General features: G+C 46.1%; 17 protein-coding genes. 14 read left to right on the forward strand and 3 right to left on the reverse strand.

Annotated elements, in window-relative coordinates:
- Positions 1 to 12 precede the first annotated feature (12 nt).
- The 3 genes from WH95_RS06750 to WH95_RS06760 are packed head-to-tail and all read left to right on the forward strand — an operon-like array spanning position 13 to position 2979.
- The gene (locus tag WH95_RS06750; protein WP_046504823.1) at positions 13 to 1104 is read left to right on the forward strand and encodes an ABC transporter ATP-binding protein; all 1092 of its coding nucleotides are present in this window, start codon (positions 13 to 15) and stop codon (positions 1102 to 1104) included.
- Positions 1097 to 2095, forward strand: coding sequence for an ABC transporter permease (locus WH95_RS06755; protein WP_204247729.1), 999 nt, complete (start codon positions 1097 to 1099; stop codon positions 2093 to 2095). The genes WH95_RS06750 and WH95_RS06755 overlap by 8 nt, the downstream gene beginning before the upstream one ends.
- On the forward strand, positions 2092 to 2979 hold the full coding sequence (locus WH95_RS06760) for an ABC transporter permease (RefSeq protein WP_046504826.1): 888 nt from the start codon (positions 2092 to 2094) through the stop codon (positions 2977 to 2979). Before WH95_RS06755 ends, WH95_RS06760 begins: the two co-directional genes overlap by 4 nt.
- Before the next feature lie 84 nt (positions 2980 to 3063).
- On the opposite strand, the gene WH95_RS06765 is transcribed toward WH95_RS06760, so the two are convergent.
- Positions 3064 to 3441: a hypothetical protein gene (locus WH95_RS06765; RefSeq protein WP_046504828.1), complete on the reverse strand. Its 378-nt coding sequence runs from the start codon at positions 3439 to 3441 to the stop codon at positions 3064 to 3066.
- Between the two features lie 358 nt (positions 3442 to 3799).
- On the opposite strand from WH95_RS06765, the gene WH95_RS06770 reads away from it, so the two are divergent.
- The 8 genes from WH95_RS06770 to bioB all read left to right on the forward strand — a co-directional run bounded on the left by WH95_RS06770 (position 3800) and on the right by bioB (position 13693).
- On the forward strand, positions 3800 to 5182 hold the full coding sequence (locus WH95_RS06770) for an aminotransferase family protein (protein ID WP_046504829.1): 1383 nt from the start codon (positions 3800 to 3802) through the stop codon (positions 5180 to 5182).
- 438 nt (positions 5183 to 5620) lie between these two features.
- Positions 5621 to 7399 (forward strand): sulfoacetaldehyde acetyltransferase, encoded by a 1779-nt coding sequence (xsc, locus tag WH95_RS06775; RefSeq protein ID WP_046504832.1) that lies wholly within the window; start codon positions 5621 to 5623, stop codon positions 7397 to 7399.
- Between the two features lie 218 nt (positions 7400 to 7617).
- Entirely contained in the window at positions 7618 to 8823 is a 1206-nt protein-coding gene (locus tag WH95_RS06785; protein WP_218044463.1) for an aminotransferase class I/II-fold pyridoxal phosphate-dependent enzyme, read from the forward strand.
- Between the two features lie 4 nt (positions 8824 to 8827).
- Positions 8828 to 9460 carry an alpha/beta fold hydrolase gene (locus WH95_RS06790; RefSeq protein ID WP_046504839.1) on the forward strand — a complete coding sequence of 211 codons (633 nt, stop codon included), beginning with the start codon at positions 8828 to 8830 and terminating at the stop codon, positions 9458 to 9460.
- Positions 9457 to 10287: a methyltransferase domain-containing protein gene (locus WH95_RS06795; protein WP_046504841.1), complete on the forward strand. Its 831-nt coding sequence runs from the start codon at positions 9457 to 9459 to the stop codon at positions 10285 to 10287. The genes WH95_RS06790 and WH95_RS06795 overlap by 4 nt, the downstream gene beginning before the upstream one ends.
- 71 nt (positions 10288 to 10358) lie before the next feature.
- Positions 10359 to 10997, forward strand: a complete 639-nt coding sequence (gene bioD, locus WH95_RS06800) for a dethiobiotin synthase (protein WP_046504843.1) — start codon at positions 10359 to 10361, stop codon at positions 10995 to 10997.
- A gap of 65 nt (positions 10998 to 11062) precedes the next feature.
- Positions 11063 to 12376: an adenosylmethionine--8-amino-7-oxononanoate transaminase gene (bioA, locus tag WH95_RS06805; RefSeq protein ID WP_046504844.1), complete on the forward strand. Its 1314-nt coding sequence runs from the start codon at positions 11063 to 11065 to the stop codon at positions 12374 to 12376.
- A 168-nt stretch (positions 12377 to 12544) separates the two neighbouring features.
- Positions 12545 to 13693 (forward strand): biotin synthase BioB, encoded by a 1149-nt coding sequence (gene bioB / locus WH95_RS06810; RefSeq protein ID WP_052741846.1) that lies wholly within the window; start codon positions 12545 to 12547, stop codon positions 13691 to 13693.
- Positions 13694 to 13982: 289 nt separating this feature from the next.
- Here the strand turns inward: bioB and betA are convergent, their stop codons facing one another.
- Entirely contained in the window at positions 13983 to 15647 is a 1665-nt protein-coding gene (gene betA / locus WH95_RS06815) for a choline dehydrogenase (RefSeq protein WP_046504846.1), read from the reverse strand.
- Between the two features lie 85 nt (positions 15648 to 15732).
- A complete protein-coding gene (gene betI, locus WH95_RS06820) occupies positions 15733 to 16320 on the reverse strand; it encodes a transcriptional regulator BetI (protein WP_046504849.1) in 588 nt (195 codons plus the stop codon).
- A 223-nt stretch (positions 16321 to 16543) separates the two neighbouring features.
- Between betI and WH95_RS20475 the strand changes: the two genes are divergently transcribed.
- The 3 genes from WH95_RS20475 to pyc all read left to right on the forward strand — a co-directional run bounded on the left by WH95_RS20475 (position 16544) and on the right by pyc (position 21762).
- A complete protein-coding gene (locus WH95_RS20475) occupies positions 16544 to 17047 on the forward strand; it encodes an A24 family peptidase (RefSeq protein WP_052741847.1) in 504 nt (167 codons plus the stop codon).
- Between the two features lie 364 nt (positions 17048 to 17411).
- Positions 17412 to 17927 (forward strand): PAS domain-containing protein, encoded by a 516-nt coding sequence (locus WH95_RS06830; protein WP_046504851.1) that lies wholly within the window; start codon positions 17412 to 17414, stop codon positions 17925 to 17927.
- A 376-nt stretch (positions 17928 to 18303) separates the two neighbouring features.
- Complete coding sequence (gene pyc / locus WH95_RS06835) at positions 18304 to 21762, forward strand: pyruvate carboxylase (RefSeq protein ID WP_046504854.1); 3459 nt, start codon at positions 18304 to 18306, stop codon at positions 21760 to 21762.
- Positions 21763 to 21785 lie beyond the last annotated feature (23 nt).

Below are 21785 nucleotides of genomic sequence, written 5' to 3' on the forward strand. Positions count from 1 at the left end.
CGTGGGGTCCTCATGAGCTCAGGTGTAGATTTAGAACATGTAACAATTCGTTTCGGTGATTTTACCGCCGTAGACGATGCTAATTTAGCAATTCGAAAGGGCGAGTTTTTCAGCTTTCTCGGTCCATCCGGTTGCGGGAAAACAACAATCCTTCGGGCCGTTTCGGGCTTTAACGAGCCAACAGAAGGAACGATCCGTATTAACGGAAGTGATATGCGGGGGATTGGTCCGAATAAACGACCAACGGCATTGATCTTTCAAAACTTGGCTTTGTTCCCTTTGATGTCTGTGGCTGATAACATTGCTTTTGGCTTGGAAGTCGAAGGCGTCAAATACGTTGAGCGCCGTCGAAGGGCAGAGGAACTCCTTGATCTCATCGCTCTGTCCGGGCAAGGGGACAAAATGGTCTCAGAGCTGTCCGGCGGTCAGAAACAGCGTGTCGCGATTGCCCGAGCACTGGCTGTCGAGCCTGAAGTTCTGTTACTTGATGAGCCGCTATCTGCATTGGATCTTAAATTACGCCAGCACATGCGTAGCGAGCTGAGAAACATTCAACAGCGCGTTGGTATTACCTTTATCTATATTACACATGACCAAGGCGAAGCCCTGACGATGTCTGATCGTATCGCTGTTATGTCTGCCGGTGTTATCGAGCAGGTGGGGGACGGCAGTACGATTTATAACGAACCGGAAACAGCATTTGTTGCTTCATTTGTTGGTGAGAATAATCCTTTCTATGGCAAGGTCGTCAAGGTGGATGGTGACTATGCACAAATTCAAAACAAATTTGGCTTGCTTCGAGGTCGAAATACCCAGGGTTTGAGCGAAGGGGATGCTGCTATTCTCTTTGTCCGCCCGGAAGCACTTTCGCTTGTTGAAGGTGATGTCCCTGCTGAAAACGTTGTTGAAAGCACGATCCTCTCAGAAGAATTTGAAGGGCCTTCTATCCATATTCATATGGAAGGAGAAACCGAAAAACGTATCTCGTTTGCTGTCAGTAACGAGGGCAAGGGGACGCACTTGAAAGTGGGTGACACGGCAAAGATTTGCTTTGACGTTGATCGGGCCATTGTACTACCGGAAGGAGATCTGGCTGATGAGTGATTTTCTGTCCGTATTTCTCGCAGTTGTTTTGGCTCTTCTTGTCGCGCCGATGCTGCAAAAGAACACCGATACAGTCTGGGCAAATTTGCGACAGGTTACATTCGTCAAGAAAAACGGTGTTCTGGTTTCCACCTATTTAATAAGCGCTGTGTTTATCTGGGTTGTTTTAATGATTATTGCACCCCAGCTCTACATGGTGGACTTCTCGTTCCGAGATGGTGCGATTGGTGGCGATCCGGATGCCTATACACTCAAAAACTATTCCTATCTGATTTTTGGGCGTGATAGTGACGAAAACCTTTTTAATTTACTCCATCTGCAAATTTTCCTGAAAACCATCCTGGCATCTGTCGGGGTGACTTTATTGGCGTTTTTGCTCTGTTATCCCATTGCCTATTACTTGGCTCAAAGTACAAAAGGTGGCACGACACGGCTGTTTTTGATTGCCTTGATTTTACCTTTCTGGGTCAATGAAATTTTGCGGGCTTTTGCTTTCCGAATTTTGTTTGGCTCCAGCGGTGTGATTAATGTTTCCTTGATGGGACTAGGGATACTTGATGAGCCAATTGATTTCATCAAGGCAGATGTCGCGATGTATGCAGGTTTAAGTTACGCCTATATCCTGCTTATGGTTTTCCCTATCTATAATGCCATTGAAAGTCTGGATCACAATCAGATAGAGGCAGCAAGGGATTTAGGGTCTCCGTGGTGGCGTATCCACTATCGTGTGGTTATTCCCTATGCAAAACCGGGTATTGCGTCTGGCTGTACCATGGTTTTCATGCTCTCGGCTGGTGCTTTGGCTGTTCCTCAGATCTTGGGGGGGCCAAGCAGTCTCTGGTTTACCCAGATCATTTATGACTGGTTCTTTACCGGTGGTGATTGGTCGCGTGGGTCTGCCTATGCATTTGTCTTGCTCTTCTCCTGTATCATCTTTGTTTTGGCAGTGATGAAGTTCTTCAAGGTTAATTTAGGGGAGCTTGCGAAATGACCTCTGATCTTATTCAGAAGTACATGGTGCGTTTTTATATCGCGATGTTCTTCTTATACCTTTTCGGTCCGTTGATATTGATGGGGGTAACTGCGTTTAACTCGCCTACTTTTCCAACAGCAATACCGATTGACGAGTTGACCTTGAAGTGGTTTTCAGTTCTTGCCAACGACAAGGATATGATACAGGGCATCAAGAATTCGCTCTGGATTGGTTTGGGTGTTGTCTGTGTGGCCGTGCCTATTGGTTTGGCTGCGGCTCTGTTGATGTCACAGGTACATAAGAAAGCCCAGTCGATCTATTATATGATTGTTGTGTCTCCGCTCTTAACACCGGGTGTTATCCTGGGGATTTCAACACTGGTTTTCTGGGATCGGTTGGGCGTTTGGGTTGATGCGGATTATAACTCTGTTTTTTACAGCGGTATTTTCCTTTCTATCATCGGGCAATCAACCTTTATTTCTGCCTATTGCATGTTAATCTTTCTTTCCAGATTGCAACGCTTTGATCGTACGCAAGAAGAGGCTGCGCTCGATCTTGGGGCGACAAATGTTCAGGTGTTCTGGAAGATCCTTATTCCTTTCCTGAGACCAGCAATTGGATCGGCTGCGTTCCTGGCGTTTCTGACCAGCTTTGAGAACTACAATACGACACTCTTTACCATTCAGGCAGAAAGTACTCTTACAACTGTTCTAGCCGGTAAAGTAAGGCTGGGGACCAATCCTTCCCTAAGTGCTTTGGCTGTTGTGATTGTGGGTATTACCCTGGTGGGCGCTGTGACGCATGAAATCTACCGTCGCCGGGAAATGAGGCGAGAAGCCCTTGCTGCGGAAGCTGCAAAAAGAGCAGCCCATATAGCAGATAAAGGAATGGCACCAGTGTAGTTAAGCTAAATGGCTGGGTAAAAGAAATGGCGGTAAAGTTAGCTTTACCGCCATTTTTATTGAAGTATATTTATTTCTTAGGGCTTAAGCGCCACCATTGCCAAAATGTTCGCCAATAATCTCTTCCTTCGTATCCAGTGAAACATCTGAAACTGTCTTGGTCGGACCTGTTTGCTGCCAGGCAATTTTCCAAAAGAGTTCTTTTTCCATTCTGAGTATTTCGATGAATGGCTGGTAGTGCTTGATGTCAAAATAAGCCGTTGCCGTTCCTTTTTTATGATCACCATAAGGGTTCTGGGCGTTTTGATCGCCATAGTCTTTGAATACAGCCAGTCCGCAATCTTTACCCTTTTGATTGAATAATCTGATGATTATCTGGGCTTTAGGTTTGTCAGCGGTAGATTTGGTGTTCAGAATCTGCACTGTATATTTCGAAATACTATGTACGGTTGTTGGCATCATAGGCCTTTCCCCTGCAGTCATTCATATTAAGAATTCTATGGCTTAAAATTCTAAGGTAAGCCGTGGAAGAATCACAGCGATTTATGACACATCCTATCATGTTACAGGACGGGTCTCTACGGATGGTAAAATCTGGACTCACCAAATTGTCGTTTCTGGTTCAGGTGGTTTTATCAATTTGGCTCAACTGGAACTATCGCCGTTATGAAAACGCGTGTGACACTTCGATTAAGGAAAGCATCTACGTCGTGACCCAGCTAGATTGTCCCAGCTAGCTTGTTGTTGGGGTCAGATTATCGGATTGGCCAAATCTGTCGGACGGTAAGACAGAAGCGCCCTTTAGTGTTGGAAGTGAATCATGACATTAACAGAACAAATGAACGATTTTAGTGACGTCATTGAAAATGACCGGGCTCATGTATGGCACCATATCAGCCAGCACAAACGTTATGAAACTGTTGATCCTCTTGTTATTATTGAAGGCAAGGGGATGAACGTTTGGGATGCCAAGGGTAAAAAATATCTTGATGCGGTATCTGGCGGGGTTTGGACGGTCAATGTTGGCTATGGTCGGGAAACAATCGCTGATGCCGTGCGTGAACAGCTGGTAAAACTGAATTATTTTGCAAACTCGGCTGGCTCTATTCCTGGCGCAAACTTTGCCAAGGCACTTATTGACAAAATGCCGGGTATGAGCCGGGTTTACTTTTCAAATTCAGGCTCTGAAGCCAATGAAAAAGCCTATAAGATCGTTCGCCAGATCGCACATAATAAATACGGTGGAAAGAAGCATAAGATTCTTTACCGGGATCGCGATTATCATGGCACGACGATTACGGCCTTGAGTTCTACGGGACAATTGCAACGCAAAGATCAATACGGCCCCTTCACCCCCGGTTTTGTTGAGGTTCCGCATTGCTGTGAGTATCGTTCCCAATATGGTGATGTTGATGACTATGGCGTGAAAGCTGCTCTCGCCATTGAAGAAGTCATTCTTCGTGAAGGTCCGGACACAGTTGGTGCGTTGGTTCTGGAACCTATCACGGCAGGTGGCGGCGTCATTACCCCGCCAGAGGGATACTGGGAAAAGGTACAGGAAATCTGTAAGAAACACGATATTCTCCTTCATATTGATGAGGTGGTCTGTGGTCTGGGGCGGACAGGTAAGTGGTTTGGGTATCAGCATTATGGGATCAAGCCGGATATTGTCACTATGGCAAAGGGTGTTGCTTCCGGCTATGCGGCGATTTCCTGTACGGTGACAACAGAAGAGGTTTTTGAGCAGTTCAAGAATAATCCTTCTGATCCCATGAGCTATTTCAGAGATATCTCCACTTTTGGTGGATGTACGGCTGGCCCTGCGGCTGCGCTTGAAAATATGCGGATTATCGAAGAAGAAAACCTGCTCGACAATGTCACCAAGATGGGCGAATACCTCTTGGGTAAACTTCATGAGTTGAAAGAAAAACACGACGTTATTGGTGATGTTCGTGGAAAGGGACTTTTCTGTGGTCTGGAGCTGGTGGTTGATCGTGAGACAAAACAACCGGTTGATGAAAGCATTACCCAGGCTGTCGTTGGTGAATGTATGGCCCAAGGGGTTATCATCGGGGCAACCAATCGGAGCTTCAGAGAGTTTAACAATACACTCTGCCTAAGCCCCGCATTGATTTGCACAACAGAGGAACTGGATGAGATTGTCATAGCAATTGATAATGCTTTGTCCAAAATCTGTGGATAGATTTAACACGTCTCCTAAATGAAACTTTATCGGGGTTGATCTTGAGATCAGCCCCTTTTTTTGTCTGGAGGCTCGTGACTTAATGATCAATTTCAGAAGCGCTGGGGGCTTTTTTCAGTCCGATTTAACGCCTGATTTCATGTCTGATTTTACGGTGAGAAGATTCGTGAAAATCTGGTATCATTGATGGGTAAATCTGGACCTATGTGAAATAGAAAATAGTTGCTTTTCTGTTGTCAGGACGAGCCTGCGTTTTGCCCGGTTTTCTGTTTGTGGAAGTTCAAGTTTTTCTATTTGTGAAAATTCAAGACAGGGCAGAACTTTAAAAGCAAAAGTCGAAACATATAAACGGCTGGAATTGATCAAGGTTTTGATCAGTACCTTTGAGAATTTTCTCTTAATGATGAGAATAATTTTTGAAATAAGGAATAGATAACAATGAAGATGACGACAGAAGAAGCCTTTGTAAAAGTTTTGCAAATGCATGGTATTGAACATGGTTTTGGAATCATCGGCTCTGCTTTTATGCCAATCTCTGATTTGTTCCCGAAGGCGGGTATCAAATTCTGGGACGTCGCTCATGAAACAAATGGCGGTATGATCTGTGATGGCTATACACGTACAACCGGAAAAATTGGTATGTGTATTGCACAGAACGGACCGGGTATTACCGGATTTGTGACGCCCATTAAAACGGCTTATTGGAACCATACACCTATGCTTTTGGTGACACCGCAGGCTGCCAATAAAACAATCGGTCAGGGTGGTTTTCAGGAAGTAGAGCAAATGGCTCTCTTCAAAGATATGGTTTGTTACCAGGAAGAAGTTCGCGATCCATCCCGTATGGCCGAGGTCCTGAACCGTGTTATTCAAAAAGCAAAGCGTGGCTCTGCGCCTGCACAGATTAACGTGCCGCGTGATCTCTGGACCCAGGTGATTGATATTGAACTTCCACAGATGGTCGATATCGAACTTCCATCGGGTGGCGCAACTGCTATTTCGAAAGCAGCCGAGCTTCTCTCGAATGCGAAATTCCCGGTCATCCTTTCTGGTGCTGGCGTGGTAATCGGAAATGCTATTTCTGATTGTCAGGCTTTGGCAGAACGCCTGGATGCGCCCGTATGTAGCGGTTATCAACACAATGACAGCTTCCCGGGGAGCCATCCTTTGGCAGCAGGACCTCTGGGCTATAATGGTTCGAAAGCTGCGATGGAACTGATTGCAAAGGCAGATGTTGTTCTGGCGCTGGGAACACGTCTTAATCCGTTTTCTACACTGCCGGGTTATGGCATCGACTACTGGCCAAAAGAGGCAAGTATTATTCAGGTGGATATCAATTCAGATCGTATCGGTCTTACCAAGAAAGTTGATGTCGGGATTTGCGGTGATGCAAAGCAGGTTGCACAGCAAATTCTGTCTCAGTTAAGTCCGACTGCTGGTGATCACGGTCGTGAAGAGCGCAAAGCCCTTATTCACCATACAAAATCATCTTGGCTACAGGCTCTTAGCAGCATGGACCATGAAGATGATGATCCGGGCACAACATGGAACGAAGATTCTCGCCGTCGTGATGCAGACCGGATGTCCCCGCGTATGGCGTGGCGGGCTATCCAGGAAGGTTTGCCGCAAGATGCTATTATTTCCAGTGACATCGGTAACAACTGTGCCATAGGGAATGCCTATCCAACCTTTGAGAAGGGGCGTAAATATTTGGCGCCGGGCCTTTTTGGTCCTTGTGGTTATGGTTTCCCGTCAATTATCGGTGCCAAGATCGGTTGCCCTGATACGCCTGTTGTTGGCTTCGCCGGTGATGGTGCCTTTGGTATCAGCATGAATGAAATGACCTCTGTTGGTCGTGAAGAATGGCCTGCGATTACTATGGTTATTTTCCGGAACTACCAATGGGGTGCCGAGAAGCGTAACACGACCCTGTGGTACGATAACAACTTTGTCGGTACCGAACTTGATCCGCACCTAAGCTATGCCAAGGTGGCAGAAGGCTGTGGCTTGAAGGGTGTTACTGTTCGTACGCAGAGTGAACTTACCTCGACACTGCAGGAAGCAACAGCAGCACAGAAAGATGGGGTGACAACCTTCATCGAGGTTATTCTCAATCAGGAACTTGGGGAACCTTTCCGTCGTGATGCCATGACAAAACCTGTTCCGGTTGCCGGTATTAACCCGGATGACATGCGTCCACAAAAAGGCGTGTCGTAACGTCTGGTAACTTATTATCTAGCCCCGATATCACGCTTGTATCATTTGATATCTGCCTGTGATTTCGGGGCCAGAAAAAGTATGGCGGAACGGCGAGCCAGACAAAAGTTGCTCTTGAAGGCATTTGATATTAAAACCAGCGTTAATGTATGGCTGGTTGGATTATAACTTTGATAGTTTTCCTCCAGGTAGAGTATTCCCTGTTGAGGTAGCTCAAGGTGACAAACCTTTCCAAAAGAATTGATACGCATCTTCAGGCTATGCCTGACCAGCGGTTACGAAGGCTTAAATGCTCTAACCTGCTGGAAGGCGGGTATGTCGAACATAACGGGCGTAAACTTCTTAATTTCGCGTCCAACGATTACCTGGGACTCGCACAAAATACGGCAGTCCGAGAACGGGCCGCTGAATGGGTTCAGGTCTATGGCGCGGGAACTGGTGCATCGCGATTGATAACCGGCAATCACTCTACCTATGATCTTATTGAAAAAAAGCTCGCGCAATTGAAGGGATCAGAAGCTGCTCTGCTTTTGAACTCTGGGTTTCAGGCAAATTCATCTGTCCTAGCTGCTCTGTTAAATACCCGGCTTCATGGTGGGGTAGGAAAGCCGGAGGTTCTGCTTTTTTGCGATAAGTTGAACCATGCCAGTCTTCATTTTGGTGTTCAGGCTGCCAATGCCAAACAAATTCGTTTCCGCCACAATGATTTGCGACATCTGGCGCAACTTTTGGAAAAGTATAAAGATAGTGAACAGGCCAAAATCATTGTCACGGAAAGCGTGTTTTCCATGGATGGTGATCAGCTGAATGTTGCTGAGATCAGATCCCTTGCAAAGCGATACGATGCTTTTCTCTATATAGATGAAGCACATGCTACGGGTGTGTTGGGGGCAAAAGGCATGGGGCTCTGTGCTGGGGGGATTTCTGATAACGAGTTGATTATGGGAACCTGCGGTAAGGCTTTGGGAAGTTATGGGGCCTATGTTGCCTGTTCGCACAGAATGAAAGAGTATCTGGTGAATTTTTGTAGTGGCCTTATCTACGCAACGGCATTACCTCCACAGGTTTTGGGGGCTATCGATGCGGCACTTGACCTGGTTCCCGGGATGGATACTGAACGCAGGCACTTGGCGCATTGCAGCGATATTTTCCGAGGCATGCTTCAGGACGAGGGGATAGACACAGGCCTGTCATCAACGCAAATTATTCCCGTGATTATTGGCAGTGACAAAGAAACCCTTTCTGTCGCCCATGAACTTGAAGAAAAGGGATTTCTGGTCGGCGCTATTCGTCCGCCGACGGTACCAGAAGGTTCCGGGCGATTGCGCGTTACGCTAAGTGCTGTGCATAGCGAGAAGCAGGTTGAAAACCTGGGCAGAGCCGTTATTGACGGTGTTGCCCGGATTACGGATGCAAAGGTATAGGGTAATGCGTATTGTCTTTGTACACGGGTGGGGGTATGGCCCTGATATATGGCAATCTGTCGTGAAATTATTGGGCGACGATATTGCCTATGATCTAGTTGATTTGGGCTTTTCTGGATCCGAAAATATTCCTGTGGGACATTATGATATTGCTGTCGGGCACTCTATGGGATGCATGTGGTTACTGTCGCAGAGTAATATTACATGGGAAAAGCTGGTTTTCATAAATGGTTTTAGTCGCTTTTCTGCCAGTGATGATTTCCAGGAAGGTGTGCACCCCAGAGTTATTGACCGCATGCTACGCAAATTACCCAAAGCCCCTGTAGATGTTTTGCAGTCATTTCATCAATTGTGTGATCCTGATGGCAAGACAAGTTATCAGGGCATAAAAACGCCAGATCTATCGAAACTCGTCTGGGGTTTAAATTTCTTACGAGATCAGGATCAGCGCTTGAACTTTCCCGAAGAGAGTTCATATATCCTGGCGGATAAAGATGATCAGGTTGTTACAGAGGCGATGACTGTTAAATTGTTTGAAGGCAATTCAGAATGGACTGAAGGTAAGGGGCATCTGTTGCCTTTGACTGATCCGGTCGCTTGTTCTTCTGTCATTAAGCGGGTAGTTGCGGATCTATGATAGAAGCCGTCTGGAAAAAAGATTTGGCGCGCCGTTTTGGTGCGGCTGCGCAAAGCTATGAAACCCAATCTGAAGTTCAGCAAAAATCCGCGAAGGCTCTGGCGGATCATATTGCTGCCAGATTTCAGAATAAAAAAACTTTGCGTATATTAGAGATTGGTTGCGGAACCGGGTACCTAACACGTGAGTTGCTAAAGCTTTATCCTGATGCAGAGTGGTGGGTTACTGATATCTCTATTGATATGTTAGAAAAGTGCCGTAGCTCTTTATCAGGTGAAATTGCATTATCAGGTGAGATTACTGGCCCTGAATACATATCAGGCATTCATTTCCATGCAATGGATGGCGAGGCCGTGGATCTGGATGGTCCGTTTGATCTGATTTGTTCCAATATGGCTTTCCAGTGGTTTCATGACCTCGAAGGGACACTTGGAAAATTAAGTGATCTTCTGAGTGCGACTGGAAAACTTGCCTTTAGCACTCTTTCACATGGAACTTTCGAGTTGTGGCATCGGTGCCAGAAGGAATTGGGTATTGAAAGGCTTGCGCCTGAGTTCCCCGAGGCAGATTTTTATCACCGCTGTTTGAATGGTTTGGATATCGTCTCCTCGCAACAAAAATTTGTGCAGCGCCATAAAGATGGATTGGATTTCCTGAGGACATTGCGTGAAATCGGGGCGCACTCAAGCCGTATGGGTAGATCTCATCTGAGTGTCAGGCAATTACGTTCTCTGTTAAAAAAATATGAAAATCACTTTACAGAGGGCCATATAGAAGCTGATTATGATGTGCTTTTTGTGCTGTGCAGCAGAGATGATGAAAATTGATACAGTACTTTTGTGGCAGGTTGGTTTCAACCTATTGAAGTATAAAGGATAGTTCGATTAGTACATCTGGTGTGAATGGTTTGTTTGTTACTGGTACCGATACTGAAGTCGGTAAAACTTTTGTATCTGCAGCATTGGTGAAAAGTTTATCGGCTTCCTATTGGAAACCTGTACAAACAGGGCCGGATCAGGATCACGATACGCCTGAAATCCAGCGATTAACCGGGATTACAGATCAGAACATCTATCCCTGTTCATACAGCTTTCCTGATCCCTTGTCCCCTCATGAAGCGGCAAGGCGCGTTGGTCAGACAATTAATCTCGATAATATTAACTTGCCTTTGATTTCTATAGATGAATTCTTGATTGTCGAAGGGGCTGGTGGAGCCTTGGTGCCCCTTAATGACCAGTTCATGATGACTGATTTGATGGTTAAGGTTAATTTGCCTGTGGTTATTGTGGCGCGTTCGGGATTGGGAACAATCAATCACACTCTTTTGACAATTGAAGCCTTGAAAGGTCGGGGATTAACCTTGGCTGGTGTCATTATGAACGGACCTGAAAACAAGGGAAACCGGGAAGCCATTGAAGAATACGGTAAAGTGCCTGTTGTTGCTGAGTTGCCAAGGTGCGAGCATGTAACAGCAGAAACTATCGCTGAGCTTATGCCGCGATTACAGCGTTTTTCAGAGAGCCTGGGTCGTAAATAGAGACATCGAGATTAAAAGACTGTCACGATGAAACAGTATTATAAGAAGTATGAAGGATAAAAAGAATGACGGACAATTTTCTTGAGCTGGATAAACGTCACGTCTGGCATCCTTTCACGCAAGCTCAAACGGCGCCTGATCCTGTGGTCATTGATTCTGCCGAAGGTGTTCTTCTGAGAACCAAGGACGGACGGGAAATAGTTGATTATATCTCATCCTGGTGGGTGAATGTTTTTGGACATGCAAACCCCAAGATTGCCAATGCGATTTCCGAGCAAGCTCACAAGCTCGAGCAGGTGATTTTTGCGGGCTTTACCCATGAACCTGCGGTGAAATTAGCCCAAGAACTCTGCAAACTCTTACCGGGGGATCTAAACCGGGTTTTCTTTTCCGATAATGGATCGACGGCAGTCGAAGTGGCGATGAAAATCGCTTATCAGCATTGCCGCAATACCGGGCAGGAACAACGCACACGCTTTATGACCTTTGACGGTGCTTACCATGGGGATACTGTGGGGGCTATGTCGGCGGGTATTTCTTCGCACATGTTTGATGCCTGGAAGGACCTGTTGTTCTCTGTCGATATCATGCCCTATCCGCATACATGGGAAAATGATGACGCTGTAGAGAGCAAGGAAGCGGCGGCTCTTGAGGCAATTGATCTTCATCTGGAAAAATATGGCAAGGAAATCTGCGCAATGATTCTTGAGCCTCTGGTTCAGGGGGCAGGGGGAATGCGCATGGTGCGACCTGAATTTATCAAGACTGTTGTTGAAAAGCTTCAATCCCGAGGAATACTGGTTATCTTTGATGAGGTCATGACCGGGTTTGGCCGTACGGGTGCTAACTTTGCCTGTGAAAAGATTGGTGTAACACCTGACCTGATTTGTATCTCAAAGGGACTTACTGGCGGGTTTTTGCCATTATCTGTAACCGTTGCCACAGATCATCTTTATGAGTCCTTTTTGGGGGAAACCTTTGATAAAGCTTTTTGTCATGGACACTCCTTTACTGCGAACCCTTTGGGATGTGCGGCAGCCTTGGCATCTATTGAGCTTTTACAGAGCCCGGAAACACAGCACAATTTCAAGCGTATAGAAGCTGCGCATGATAAGGGGATGGAGTATATCCGGGCACTGTCTCAGGCACGTCACCATCGTATAATGGGAACGATTGGGGCCTTTGATGCGATTGTGGATGACGGGGGCTATACATCGTCACTTGGTGGAGAGTTAAAGAAATGGTTCTGGGATCGTAATATGTTGATCCGCCCGCTTGGGAATGTGCTTTATCTTTTGCCGCCTTATGTCATTTCTGATGAGCAGATTGATGAAGCGTGGAAAGCTATGGCATTGGCAATGGAAGAGCTTAATTCATAATCGTAGTTGTGTTGAAATCAGCCACAAGACCTATCGGGGTTTTTCGCAGATCTTGTTGGCTCTTTTTGGCAATAGAACGAAACTGTTTGTAAGATAAAATAAGCTAACAAAATACTTGGATACTTGCCGAGACGACGGGCTCGGGCTAGAACAGCGGCAGAGAAAAATATGGAAGTGAAATCCATCATGGAAAACGAAGTTGATATTATGGCCCCAGAAGCAACGCCACATAGTGTGACGATCTCTTCAGTTGAAGTTTCTTCTGACGAAGCCAAAACAAATAATAGCGCTGATACGCAATCTGCGGATATTCGATATAATTGGACCCGTGAAGAAATAGAAGCGCTTTATGATTTGCCAATGATGGATTTGCTGTTCCGTGCCCAGACCATGCACCGAAAGTACTTCGATCCGAACAAAGTTCAGCTCTCGACACTTTTGAACATCAAAGAAGGCGGTTGTGCTGAAGATTGTAAATACTGTTCACAATCCTCGCGCTATAAAACCGACGTCGGCGCAAGCAAGCTGATGGACAAAGATACCGTCGTTGAATATGCAAAGAAGGCCAAGGCAAACGGGTCTGGGCGTTTTTGTATGGGCGCAGCCTGGCGAAATGTAAAAGACCGGGATATTGACAAGATATCCGAGATTGTATCGGCTGTTAAAGATCTGGGCATGGAAACCTGCATGACGCTGGGCATGTTGAATAAAGGTCAAGCAGACAGTTTGAAAGAAGCTGGTCTGGATTATTATAACCACAACATTGATACTTCCCCGGAATATTACCCCGAGGTTATTACAACACGATCTTTTGAAGATCGCATCGAAACCTTGGGTAATGTGCGTGATGCCGGGCTGAACGTTTGTTCCGGCGGTATTATCGGTATGGGGGAAGAGAGAAAAGATCGTGTTGGTTTGTTGATGGCCCTGGCCAATCTGCCAAAACACCCGGGATCTGTACCGATCAACATGTTGGTACCTGTCAAGGGAACACCCTTTGGTGACATGCAGCGCATTGATAGTTTCGAGATGATCCGAACGGTTGCCGTTGCACGTCTGATGATGCCAAAATCTTATGTTCGTCTATCTGCTGGTCGTCGTTCCCTCGGGGATGAGGGGCAGGCCATGTGCTTTATGGCTGGGGCAAACTCCATTTTCTATGGAGATAAGCTACTTACAACGGCAAACCCTGACGAAAATGAAGACATGGCTTTATTTGCCCGATTGGGTTTGGAAACAGAGCAAAAGGGCGCTGTTGTAGAACATCATCATGAAGCACCACGGGGCTGTGGTTCCCCGGATTGTGGGTGTGTTTAACACAGCTAAACAGGCTGTAATGGTTCCGGTTGATCCAGAATAGCTAAGAAAGAATAGTTAGGAATAGTGTATATGAAAAAGGCGGCTCTTGGCCGCCTCAGTTTGCTGATAAACCCCCTGTTTTTTCTGAGCAGGGGGATTTTTCTTAAAAAAAGAAGCTTTGATTCCGTTTTGTTCCCCTTTCGATTCAGGAACGTTCCGTGAATCTCCACCAACATTTTGAGCGTCGGACTTTGTCAGCAGTCTGAGGCGGCTCTTGGCCGCCTTTATTCTTTGTCAGGTATGATTTTTACCTCTGCTTGGTTTCCCATTCAGGATGGATCCATGTCGGTGCATTAGAGGCAGGCAATGGATTTTTCCCGAGGATAATGTCGGCTGCTTTCTCTGCAACCATGATGGTTGGGGCATTGAGATTACCGTTGGTAATCGTCGGAAAGACTGAGCTATCTACGACACGCAAGTTTTCTATGCCGCGTACTTTACACTCGTTGTCCAGCACGGCCATCGGGTCGTTATCAGCACCGATTTTACAGGTACAGGAAGGGTGATAGGCACTTTCGGCGTTTTGTCTGATCCATGCGTCGAGCTCTTCGTCAGATTGCAGGGCTGCACCGGGTTGAATTTCGTCTTCACAGTAGGGGGCCATAGATGGCTGCTCCATGATTTCACGGCTCAGGCGGATACAGGCTCTGAAAGCTTCCCGGTCATCTTCATGTTCGTTGTAATTGAACAGGATTTCCGGCTTGTCATTTACATCACCAGACTTGATCCGGATATGGCCGCGGCTCTTGGGTTTGTTCGGGCCAACATGGACCTGGATGCCATGACCGTCAAACGCAGCCTGACCATCATATCGCATTGCGGCGGGTAAGAAATGATATTGGATGTCCGGCCATTTTAGACCTGCTTTTGACCGGATAAAGGCACAGGATTCAAAGTGGTTTGTTGCGCCGAGCCCGTCTTTGAACAGCATCCAGCGGGCGCCGATTAGAAACTTGTTCCAAAGATCCAGTTTACCGTTCAGGGTAATCGGTTCTTTACACCGGAACTGGAAATATACTTCCAGGTGATCTTGCAGGTTTTCGCCCACACCCGGTAGATCGTGAATAACCTCTACGCCTGCTTTCTTCAGTACCGCTGACGGGCCAATGCCTGAGACCTGTAGAAGCTGGGGAGAACCGACGGAGCCTGATGAAAGGATGACTTCGGTTGAAGCTTTCACAATTTGGCTGGTGCCACTGACTTCTATTTCAATGCCGGTTGCTTTTTTGCCGTCCATAACAATGCGTTTAGAGAGGGCGTTTGAAATGACTGTCAGGTTCGGGCGCTTTATCACGGGCTTGAGATAGGCGTTTGCTGTTGACCAGCGCACACCATCTTTTACCGTCATGTGCATCGGTCCAAAACCCTCTTGACGGTAGCCATTGTAATCTTCCGTCGGGCCATAACCTGCTTCTTCACCTGCTTTGATAAAGGCTTCGTAAAGCGGGTTTTTCATCTCGTTGCCGTTACAGGTGGCCAGGGGGCCATCGTTGCCGCGATATTCATCCCTGTTACCTTTCCAGGTTTCAGCGCGCTGGAAATAGGGGAGACAGTTTTTATATCCCCAGCCCGTTGCGCCTTGCTCTTCCCACTCGTCAAAATCACAAGCATGGCCGCGAACATACACCATGCCGTTTATGGAGGATGAGCCACCAAGAACTTTACCTCGTGGACAGTGAAGGCGTCTGTTGTCCATATAGGGTTCTGGTTCGGACTCAAAGTCCCAGTTGTAGCGTTGCATATTCATCGGTATGGACAGCGCTGTCGGCATTTGAATGAAGATGGAGCTATCGCTGCCGCCTGCTTCTATCAGCAAGACCGAGTTGTCAGGATCGGCGCTAAGGCGATTGGCAAGGACGCAGCCCGCTGATCCGGCACCGACGATGATATAGTCAAAGGTATCGTTCGACATTGTTTGTAACTCCAGTCAGTCAAGAGGATTAAAATCCTCTTCGTTGTCGTGTTTTTGTCCTATGGGCCTTACCCCAAAAGGATCGTTATCTGTTTTCTTTCTCTAGCAGCATCTCAAAGTAATCGAGAGCAACAGTTCGTGCGATTTCCCGTCCTGTCTTATTGTCTTGCAAAGACGTTCTGACCCACAGGCCATCAATTAACGCAACCAGTCCCAAAGACGCGCTTTCGACGTTTTCGGGGCGAAGCAGCTTCTTAAAGATATGTTTGAAGGTACTGATCTGGCGCTTCTCATAGATATTCTGCAAACGGCATAAATCTTCTGAATGGGGGACGTGAGCCCAGAATGCCAACCAGGCAGATACGGTTTCCGGTTCAAACAAATGAGCATCAAGATAGGCAGAAATAAGAGCTTCGATTTGTTCCTTCGGTGTTGTTGCCTGTTCCAGGTACTTTAAAACCGAAAGCCTCAGATCGGATAGCATGCTTTGCATCGTTGCGCGGAGAAGGTCGTCTTTGTCTTTGAAATAGTGATGAACAATACCTGTTGAAACACCGGCTTTCTGGCTAATCAATCTTATGGTAGTATCCGAATAGCCGCGCTCGTGAATAGAGGAGATGGTTGCCTCGATCAGCTGTTTTTTTCGTATGGCTTCCATTCCCACTTTGGGCATTCTATCTGTCCTGCGTAGCTGATGTCTGATCAAGTAGTGTATTTTATTTTAATTGGACGTTCAATCAATAAAAATAAAATACACTACTTGAATATGATGGTATGAATTTTAACGATGATTTTACTCTCGTGCGATGATTATATAGGCGTCAAGGGAACAGTTTTTGATTGGTCCGGCAAAGAACAAATTAATAATGAAAAGATAAAGTTATTCTGAGGCGGTTATGGATCCACTGTTTATTACCAAACTTGTTTTTGTTGCTTTTATTGTTTTGGCAATGCTGATGGATCTTATCCAGATGCGAATTCCCAACATTTTATCCTTGGCAGTTATTTTACTTTTTCCTGTCGCCTATCTTGGCAGCAATATGCCAACCCCTTTCTTAGATCATATTATTTCTTTTGGGGTTGTTCTTGTTGCTGGGATGCTTTTGTTTGCATTTAGAATTTTGGGGGGAGGGGATGTAAAGTTTATGGCAAGTCTCGCTCTATGGACCGGGTTGGGTTTATTGCCAATTTTTGTCGTGATTATGTCTTTGGTTGGTGGGGTACAGGTCCTTCTAATTTTAATGTTGAGGAAAGCAGCTCCGCAAATAGAATACTTGTTGGCAAAGTTTAATATTGTTTTGCCCGAATGGTTACAACGAAACGGTGGGGTGCCTTATGGCGTTTCGATTGGGGGCGCTATCTTGATATTGTTCGATCAACTTCCGTTCTGGACGGGCTAGCAGTTTTATATAACTTCTTCCAATTTATTATTATTCGACTTCATCGGCGGCCTTGCATATTAGGATCGATAAACAACAATTCTTCAAAAACGTGTCGTGTAAATCCCCTTTTTATGGGTGATCAGTTAAAAGTTTATCTAATTGTCTTTCTGCTCGGCTTGGGCGTTTTAAAAAATGCTTTTGTCAGTGATGAAAAATAAGAATTAAAAATTACGTCGCATCTTTTTATTTTGAATTGTGTTTGATGCCATTCGAAATCATAAATCTGTGTTGCACCACGAGCTCTTTTAAAAAGTAAGTTATTATTAGTGTTTATTATGTTATATCTATAGCGGGGTTACTTCTGTCTTATTGGATGAGATAGTTGATAGATATAATCAGGGGAAGCGAACTCCCCAAGCAAGCCGCGGCAGAAGAGAGCTTTTGCCGTCTTTATGATTATTGGCGTTCTGTTACCCCCAGTGATAGAACACTTCCCGGTCGCCAGCATATAAATCCTGCTGAGATAACCGATCTTTTAGGTCGTGTTGCTTTGGTTGATGTACATCATGATAACGATAGAATTCATTTTCAGTATCGACTGTGGGGATCAATCATGACCGATATAATGGGACAGGATTGTACAGGGAAATTTATCCACAATTTGTTTTCAGGAAAGCAACTGGAAACTATTCAGCATGCTTTTGAATCTGTTGTTGAATTTGGGTGTCCTCATTTTTGTGAAGTAACATGGGGTGTCGAAGAACAAGAGAGCCGAAGATATAAACGTCTGCTTTTACCTTTGGCTGCCGATGGTGAGAATGTGAACATGATATTGGGATCAATTGCTGAAACAGAACCGATGATTGAACAGCCCTCTTTATCGAGATATGCCCGTTAAATATTTATAAGTAATAATATTAATTCACCGTTGCTTCTTTAGTAAGGTCTTGATTGATTCATAAAAAAATTCTCTCTGCTTTCTGTTGTGTATACATTTTAATTGTACTGGTACAACTCCTTTGTATTGAAAATTCTGATCCTTAGCGAATGATACTCTCTTTTTATTGTGTTATGTAGGTCACAAATATTGAAGTTTTATTCTTTCTACTTCGATATTTGTGTTCTTTATCTTGTGTTTTCGTGCTGAAGACAGTCAGAATCTGTGTCGCATCCGAGACAGCAGAGACAAGTTGTTTCAGGCAATCATTCATTTATGGCTTAAAAAAACATAACAACGGCCATAGCTGAGTTGTTACCGATTAAGGGGAAAAATTGTGCGTGATCTCGAAAATCAAAAAATCAAAAAATTGCTGGTTGCTAATCGCAGCGAGATTGCTATTCGCATATTCAGGGCGGCAACTGAACTTGGTATTGAAACCGTTGCAATCTATTCAAATGAAGATCGTTTTGCCTTGCATCGTTTTAAAGCGGATGAGAGTTATCTGGTTGGTGAAGGGCAGGGACCTGTTCAGGCCTATCTGGGTATTGACGATATTCTGAGGGTTGCGAAAGAAGCCGGCGTTGACGCCATTCATCCCGGTTATGGATTTTTGTCTGAAAACCCTGAATTTGCTGATGCTTGTAAGGCAGCGGGTATCATCTTTGTCGGTCCGACCGGGGATACAATGCGCAGTCTTGGGAACAAGGTATCAGCCCGAAATCTGGCCGTAAAAGCGGGGGCACCTGTGATGCCAGCCACTGATGCTCTTCCCCAGGATGATAACGAAATTACAAAGATGGCGGCAGCAGTCGGATATCCCTCGATGACCAAAGCAAGTTGGGGCGGCGGTGGTCGCGGTATGCGGGTTATTGAAACTGCCGAAGAATTGCTGGAACAAGTTGATGCCGCGCGCAGGGAATCTCTGGCGGCCTTTGGCAGTGATGAAGTCTATCTTGAAAAGCTGGTTCGTCGGGCGCGTCACGTTGAGGTGCAGATTATCGGGGATAGTCATGGAAATGCAGTTCATCTTTTTGAACGTGACTGTTCTGTCCAACGCCGCAATCAAAAGGTCGTTGAACGTGCGCCTGCTCCCTATCTGAGTGATGAGCAACGCCAAGCGTTTTGTGATGCGGCACTGGCCATTGCCAGAACAGCAAATTATGGCAATGCAGGTACTGTTGAGTTCCTGATGGATATGGACACTGAGGAATTCTATTTTATCGAAGTCAATCCAAGAGTTCAGGTCGAGCATACGGTAACGGAAACAGTAACGGGAATTGATATTGTTCAATCCCAGATAAAAATTGCTGCCGGTGGTAAAATTGGTGATGCCTCTTCCGGTGTTCCTGTACAGGAAGATATCAAGCTTAACGGGAATGCAATTCAATGTCGTGTGACCACGGAAGATCCGGAAAATAACTTCATCCCTGATTACGGTAAAATCCTGGCATATAGAGGCGCGACAGGTTTTGGTATTCGTCTTGATGGGGGAACGGCCTTTTCCGGTGCTGTTGTAACCCGTCACTATGATTCTCTGCTTGAAAAGGTAACTGCGTGGGGCGGAACACCTGATGAAGCGATTGCGCGTATGGATCGCGCGCTCAGAGAGTTCAGGATCCGGGGCGTTTCCACCAACCTGACATTCCTTGAAAATGTCTTGTCCCACCCGAAATTCCGTGGGGGGGAATATACAACCAAGTTTATCGATGATACCCCGGAACTGTTCCACATGCCCAAGAGACGGGACAGGGCGTCAAGACTGTTGCGCTTCATTGGCGATGTGATGGTTAACGGTAACGATGAAGTTGCCGGGCGTGTGCATCCGGAAAATCCACATGTTGCACGCCTTCCTGTAATATCGGGTGACAAGGTTCCGGACGGGGCCAAACAGATTCTGGACCAAAAAGGGCCAGAGGCTGTTGCGAAATGGATCAAGGAAGAAAAATGCCTGCTGGTTACGGATACGACCTTCCGGGATGCGCATCAGTCTTTGCTCGCAACCAGGGTTCGAACCAGTGATCTTACTTCTATTGCGCCCTATTACGCGGAAAATCTGAGCAACCTCTTTTCTATGGAATGCTGGGGTGGGGCGACCTTTGATGTATCCATGCGATTCCTGAAGGAATGCCCCTGGGAGCGTCTGGAGAAGTTAAGGGCGACAATGCCTAATCTGCTGACACAGATGCTGCTTCGGGCCTCTAACGGTGTTGGTTATACTAACTACCCGGATAACGTTGTGAAGTATTTCGTAAAGCAGTCGGCAGATGCGGGAATGGATGTATTCCGTGTCTTTGACAGCCTGAACTGGGTTGAAAATATGCGGGTTGCTATGGATGCCGTTTGTGAAACTGGGAAGATCTGTGAAGCGGCGATTTGTTATACCGGGGATATTTTAGACCCCGCGCGGCCGAAATATGACCTGAAATACTATGTGAATATGGCGAAAGAGCTGGAAGCTGCTGGCGCACATATCCTGTGTATTAAGGATATGGCGGGTCTTTTGAAACCAGCGGCAGCCAAAATTCTGATCAAGGCTCTGAAAGATGAAGTTGGTTTGCCTATTCACTTCCACACACACGATACCAGTGGTATTTCTGCGGCCACCGTAATTGCTGCGGCTGAAGCGGGTGTGGACGTGGTTGATGCCTGTATTGATTCCATGAGTGGCCTGACATCTCAGCCAAGTCTTGGTTCTATTGCAGCGGCACTTCGCAATACAGAGCGAGATACAGGTTTGAACGATGCTTCTCTTCAGGAGCTTTCCAGCTATTGGGAACAGGTGAGAGCAAACTATATTGGTTTTGAAAGTGACATCAAAAGCGGCACGTCAGATGTATATCATCACGAAATGCCGGGGGGGCAGTATACCAACCTTCGCCAACAAGCCAGATCACTTGGTATTGAAGAACGGTGGCCGGAAGTCTCCAAAGCCTATGCCAATGTGAATGACATGTTTGGTGATATTGTCAAGGTGACACCATCTTCCAAGGTTGTGGGGGATATGGCTTTGATGATGGTAACCAGCGATCTGTCCCGTGCCGATGTAGAAAACCCCGATAAAGAAATCGCCTTTCCAGAATCGGTTGTTTCTTTTTTCAAAGGGGATTTGGGGCAGCCAGTCGGCGGGTTCCCTGCTGCACTACAGGCGAAGGTGCTTAAAGACGAAATCGCGATTACGGATCGTCCGGGATCTTTAATGCCTGCGGCTGATCTGGATGCTGAACGAGCCGAAGCCGAGAAAAAAGTAGAGCGTGCGATTAGCGATTATGAATTCGCGTCCTACTTGATGTACCCTCAGGTCTTTATTGACTTTGCCTTGCATCAGCGAAACTTTGGACGGGTGTCCGTTTTGCCTACGCCAGCATTTTTCTATGGCATGGATGTTGGGGAAGAGCTTTCTGTTCATATTGATCAGGGGAAAACCCTTATTATTCGTTTTCGGGCGATCAGTGATCCCGATGATGAAGGTGTTCGCACTGTTTTCTTTGAACTCAATGGTCAACCTCGAAATGTAAAGGTTCTCGATCGTAGTCGCGCTTCTGCCAAAGAGGCACATCCAAAGGCTGATTCAGGCAATGCTGATCACTTGGGAGCGCCTATGCCCGGTTTGATCGTTACGGTATCTGTTAGTAAAGGCGATCAGGTTGAACAGGGGGATGTATTGATGTCCATCGAGGCTATGAAGATGCAAACCTCTGTACTTGCTGAAAAGTCGGGTACAGTAAGCAAGATCCTTGTAACACCGGGATCAAAAGTCGAAACCAAGGACTTGCTGGCGATTATTGAAGGTTAAATAAAATAGCCTCACTCACAAAT

Source organism: Kiloniella litopenaei, from assembly GCF_000982415.1.
Classification (GTDB): Bacteria; Pseudomonadota; Alphaproteobacteria; order Kiloniellales; family Kiloniellaceae; genus Kiloniella; species Kiloniella litopenaei.

What these genes read in the sequence shown, in the direction of transcription:
- WH95_RS06750 (WP_046504823.1), top strand. Translation starts at nt 13, where the DNA reads ATGAGCTCAGGTGTAGATTTAGAACATGTAACAATTCGTTTCGGTGAT.
- WH95_RS06755 (WP_204247729.1), top strand. Translation starts at nt 1,097, where the DNA reads ATGAGTGATTTTCTGTCCGTATTTCTCGCAGTTGTTTTGGCTCTTCTT.
- WH95_RS06760 (WP_046504826.1), top strand. Translation starts at nt 2,092, where the DNA reads ATGACCTCTGATCTTATTCAGAAGTACATGGTGCGTTTTTATATCGCG.
- WH95_RS06765 (WP_046504828.1), bottom strand. Translation starts at nt 3,441, where the DNA reads ATGATGCCAACAACCGTACATAGTATTTCGAAATATACAGTGCAGATT.
- WH95_RS06770 (WP_046504829.1), top strand. Translation starts at nt 3,800, where the DNA reads ATGACATTAACAGAACAAATGAACGATTTTAGTGACGTCATTGAAAAT.
- xsc (WP_046504832.1), top strand. Translation starts at nt 5,621, where the DNA reads ATGAAGATGACGACAGAAGAAGCCTTTGTAAAAGTTTTGCAAATGCAT.
- WH95_RS06790 (WP_046504839.1), top strand. Translation starts at nt 8,828, where the DNA reads ATGCGTATTGTCTTTGTACACGGGTGGGGGTATGGCCCTGATATATGG.
- WH95_RS06795 (WP_046504841.1), top strand. Translation starts at nt 9,457, where the DNA reads ATGATAGAAGCCGTCTGGAAAAAAGATTTGGCGCGCCGTTTTGGTGCG.
- bioA (WP_046504844.1), top strand. Translation starts at nt 11,063, where the DNA reads ATGACGGACAATTTTCTTGAGCTGGATAAACGTCACGTCTGGCATCCT.
- bioB (WP_052741846.1), top strand. Translation starts at nt 12,545, where the DNA reads ATGGAAGTGAAATCCATCATGGAAAACGAAGTTGATATTATGGCCCCA.
- betA (WP_046504846.1), bottom strand. Translation starts at nt 15,647, where the DNA reads ATGTCGAACGATACCTTTGACTATATCATCGTCGGTGCCGGATCAGCG.
- betI (WP_046504849.1), bottom strand. Translation starts at nt 16,320, where the DNA reads ATGCCCAAAGTGGGAATGGAAGCCATACGAAAAAAACAGCTGATCGAG.
- WH95_RS20475 (WP_052741847.1), top strand. Translation starts at nt 16,544, where the DNA reads ATGGATCCACTGTTTATTACCAAACTTGTTTTTGTTGCTTTTATTGTT.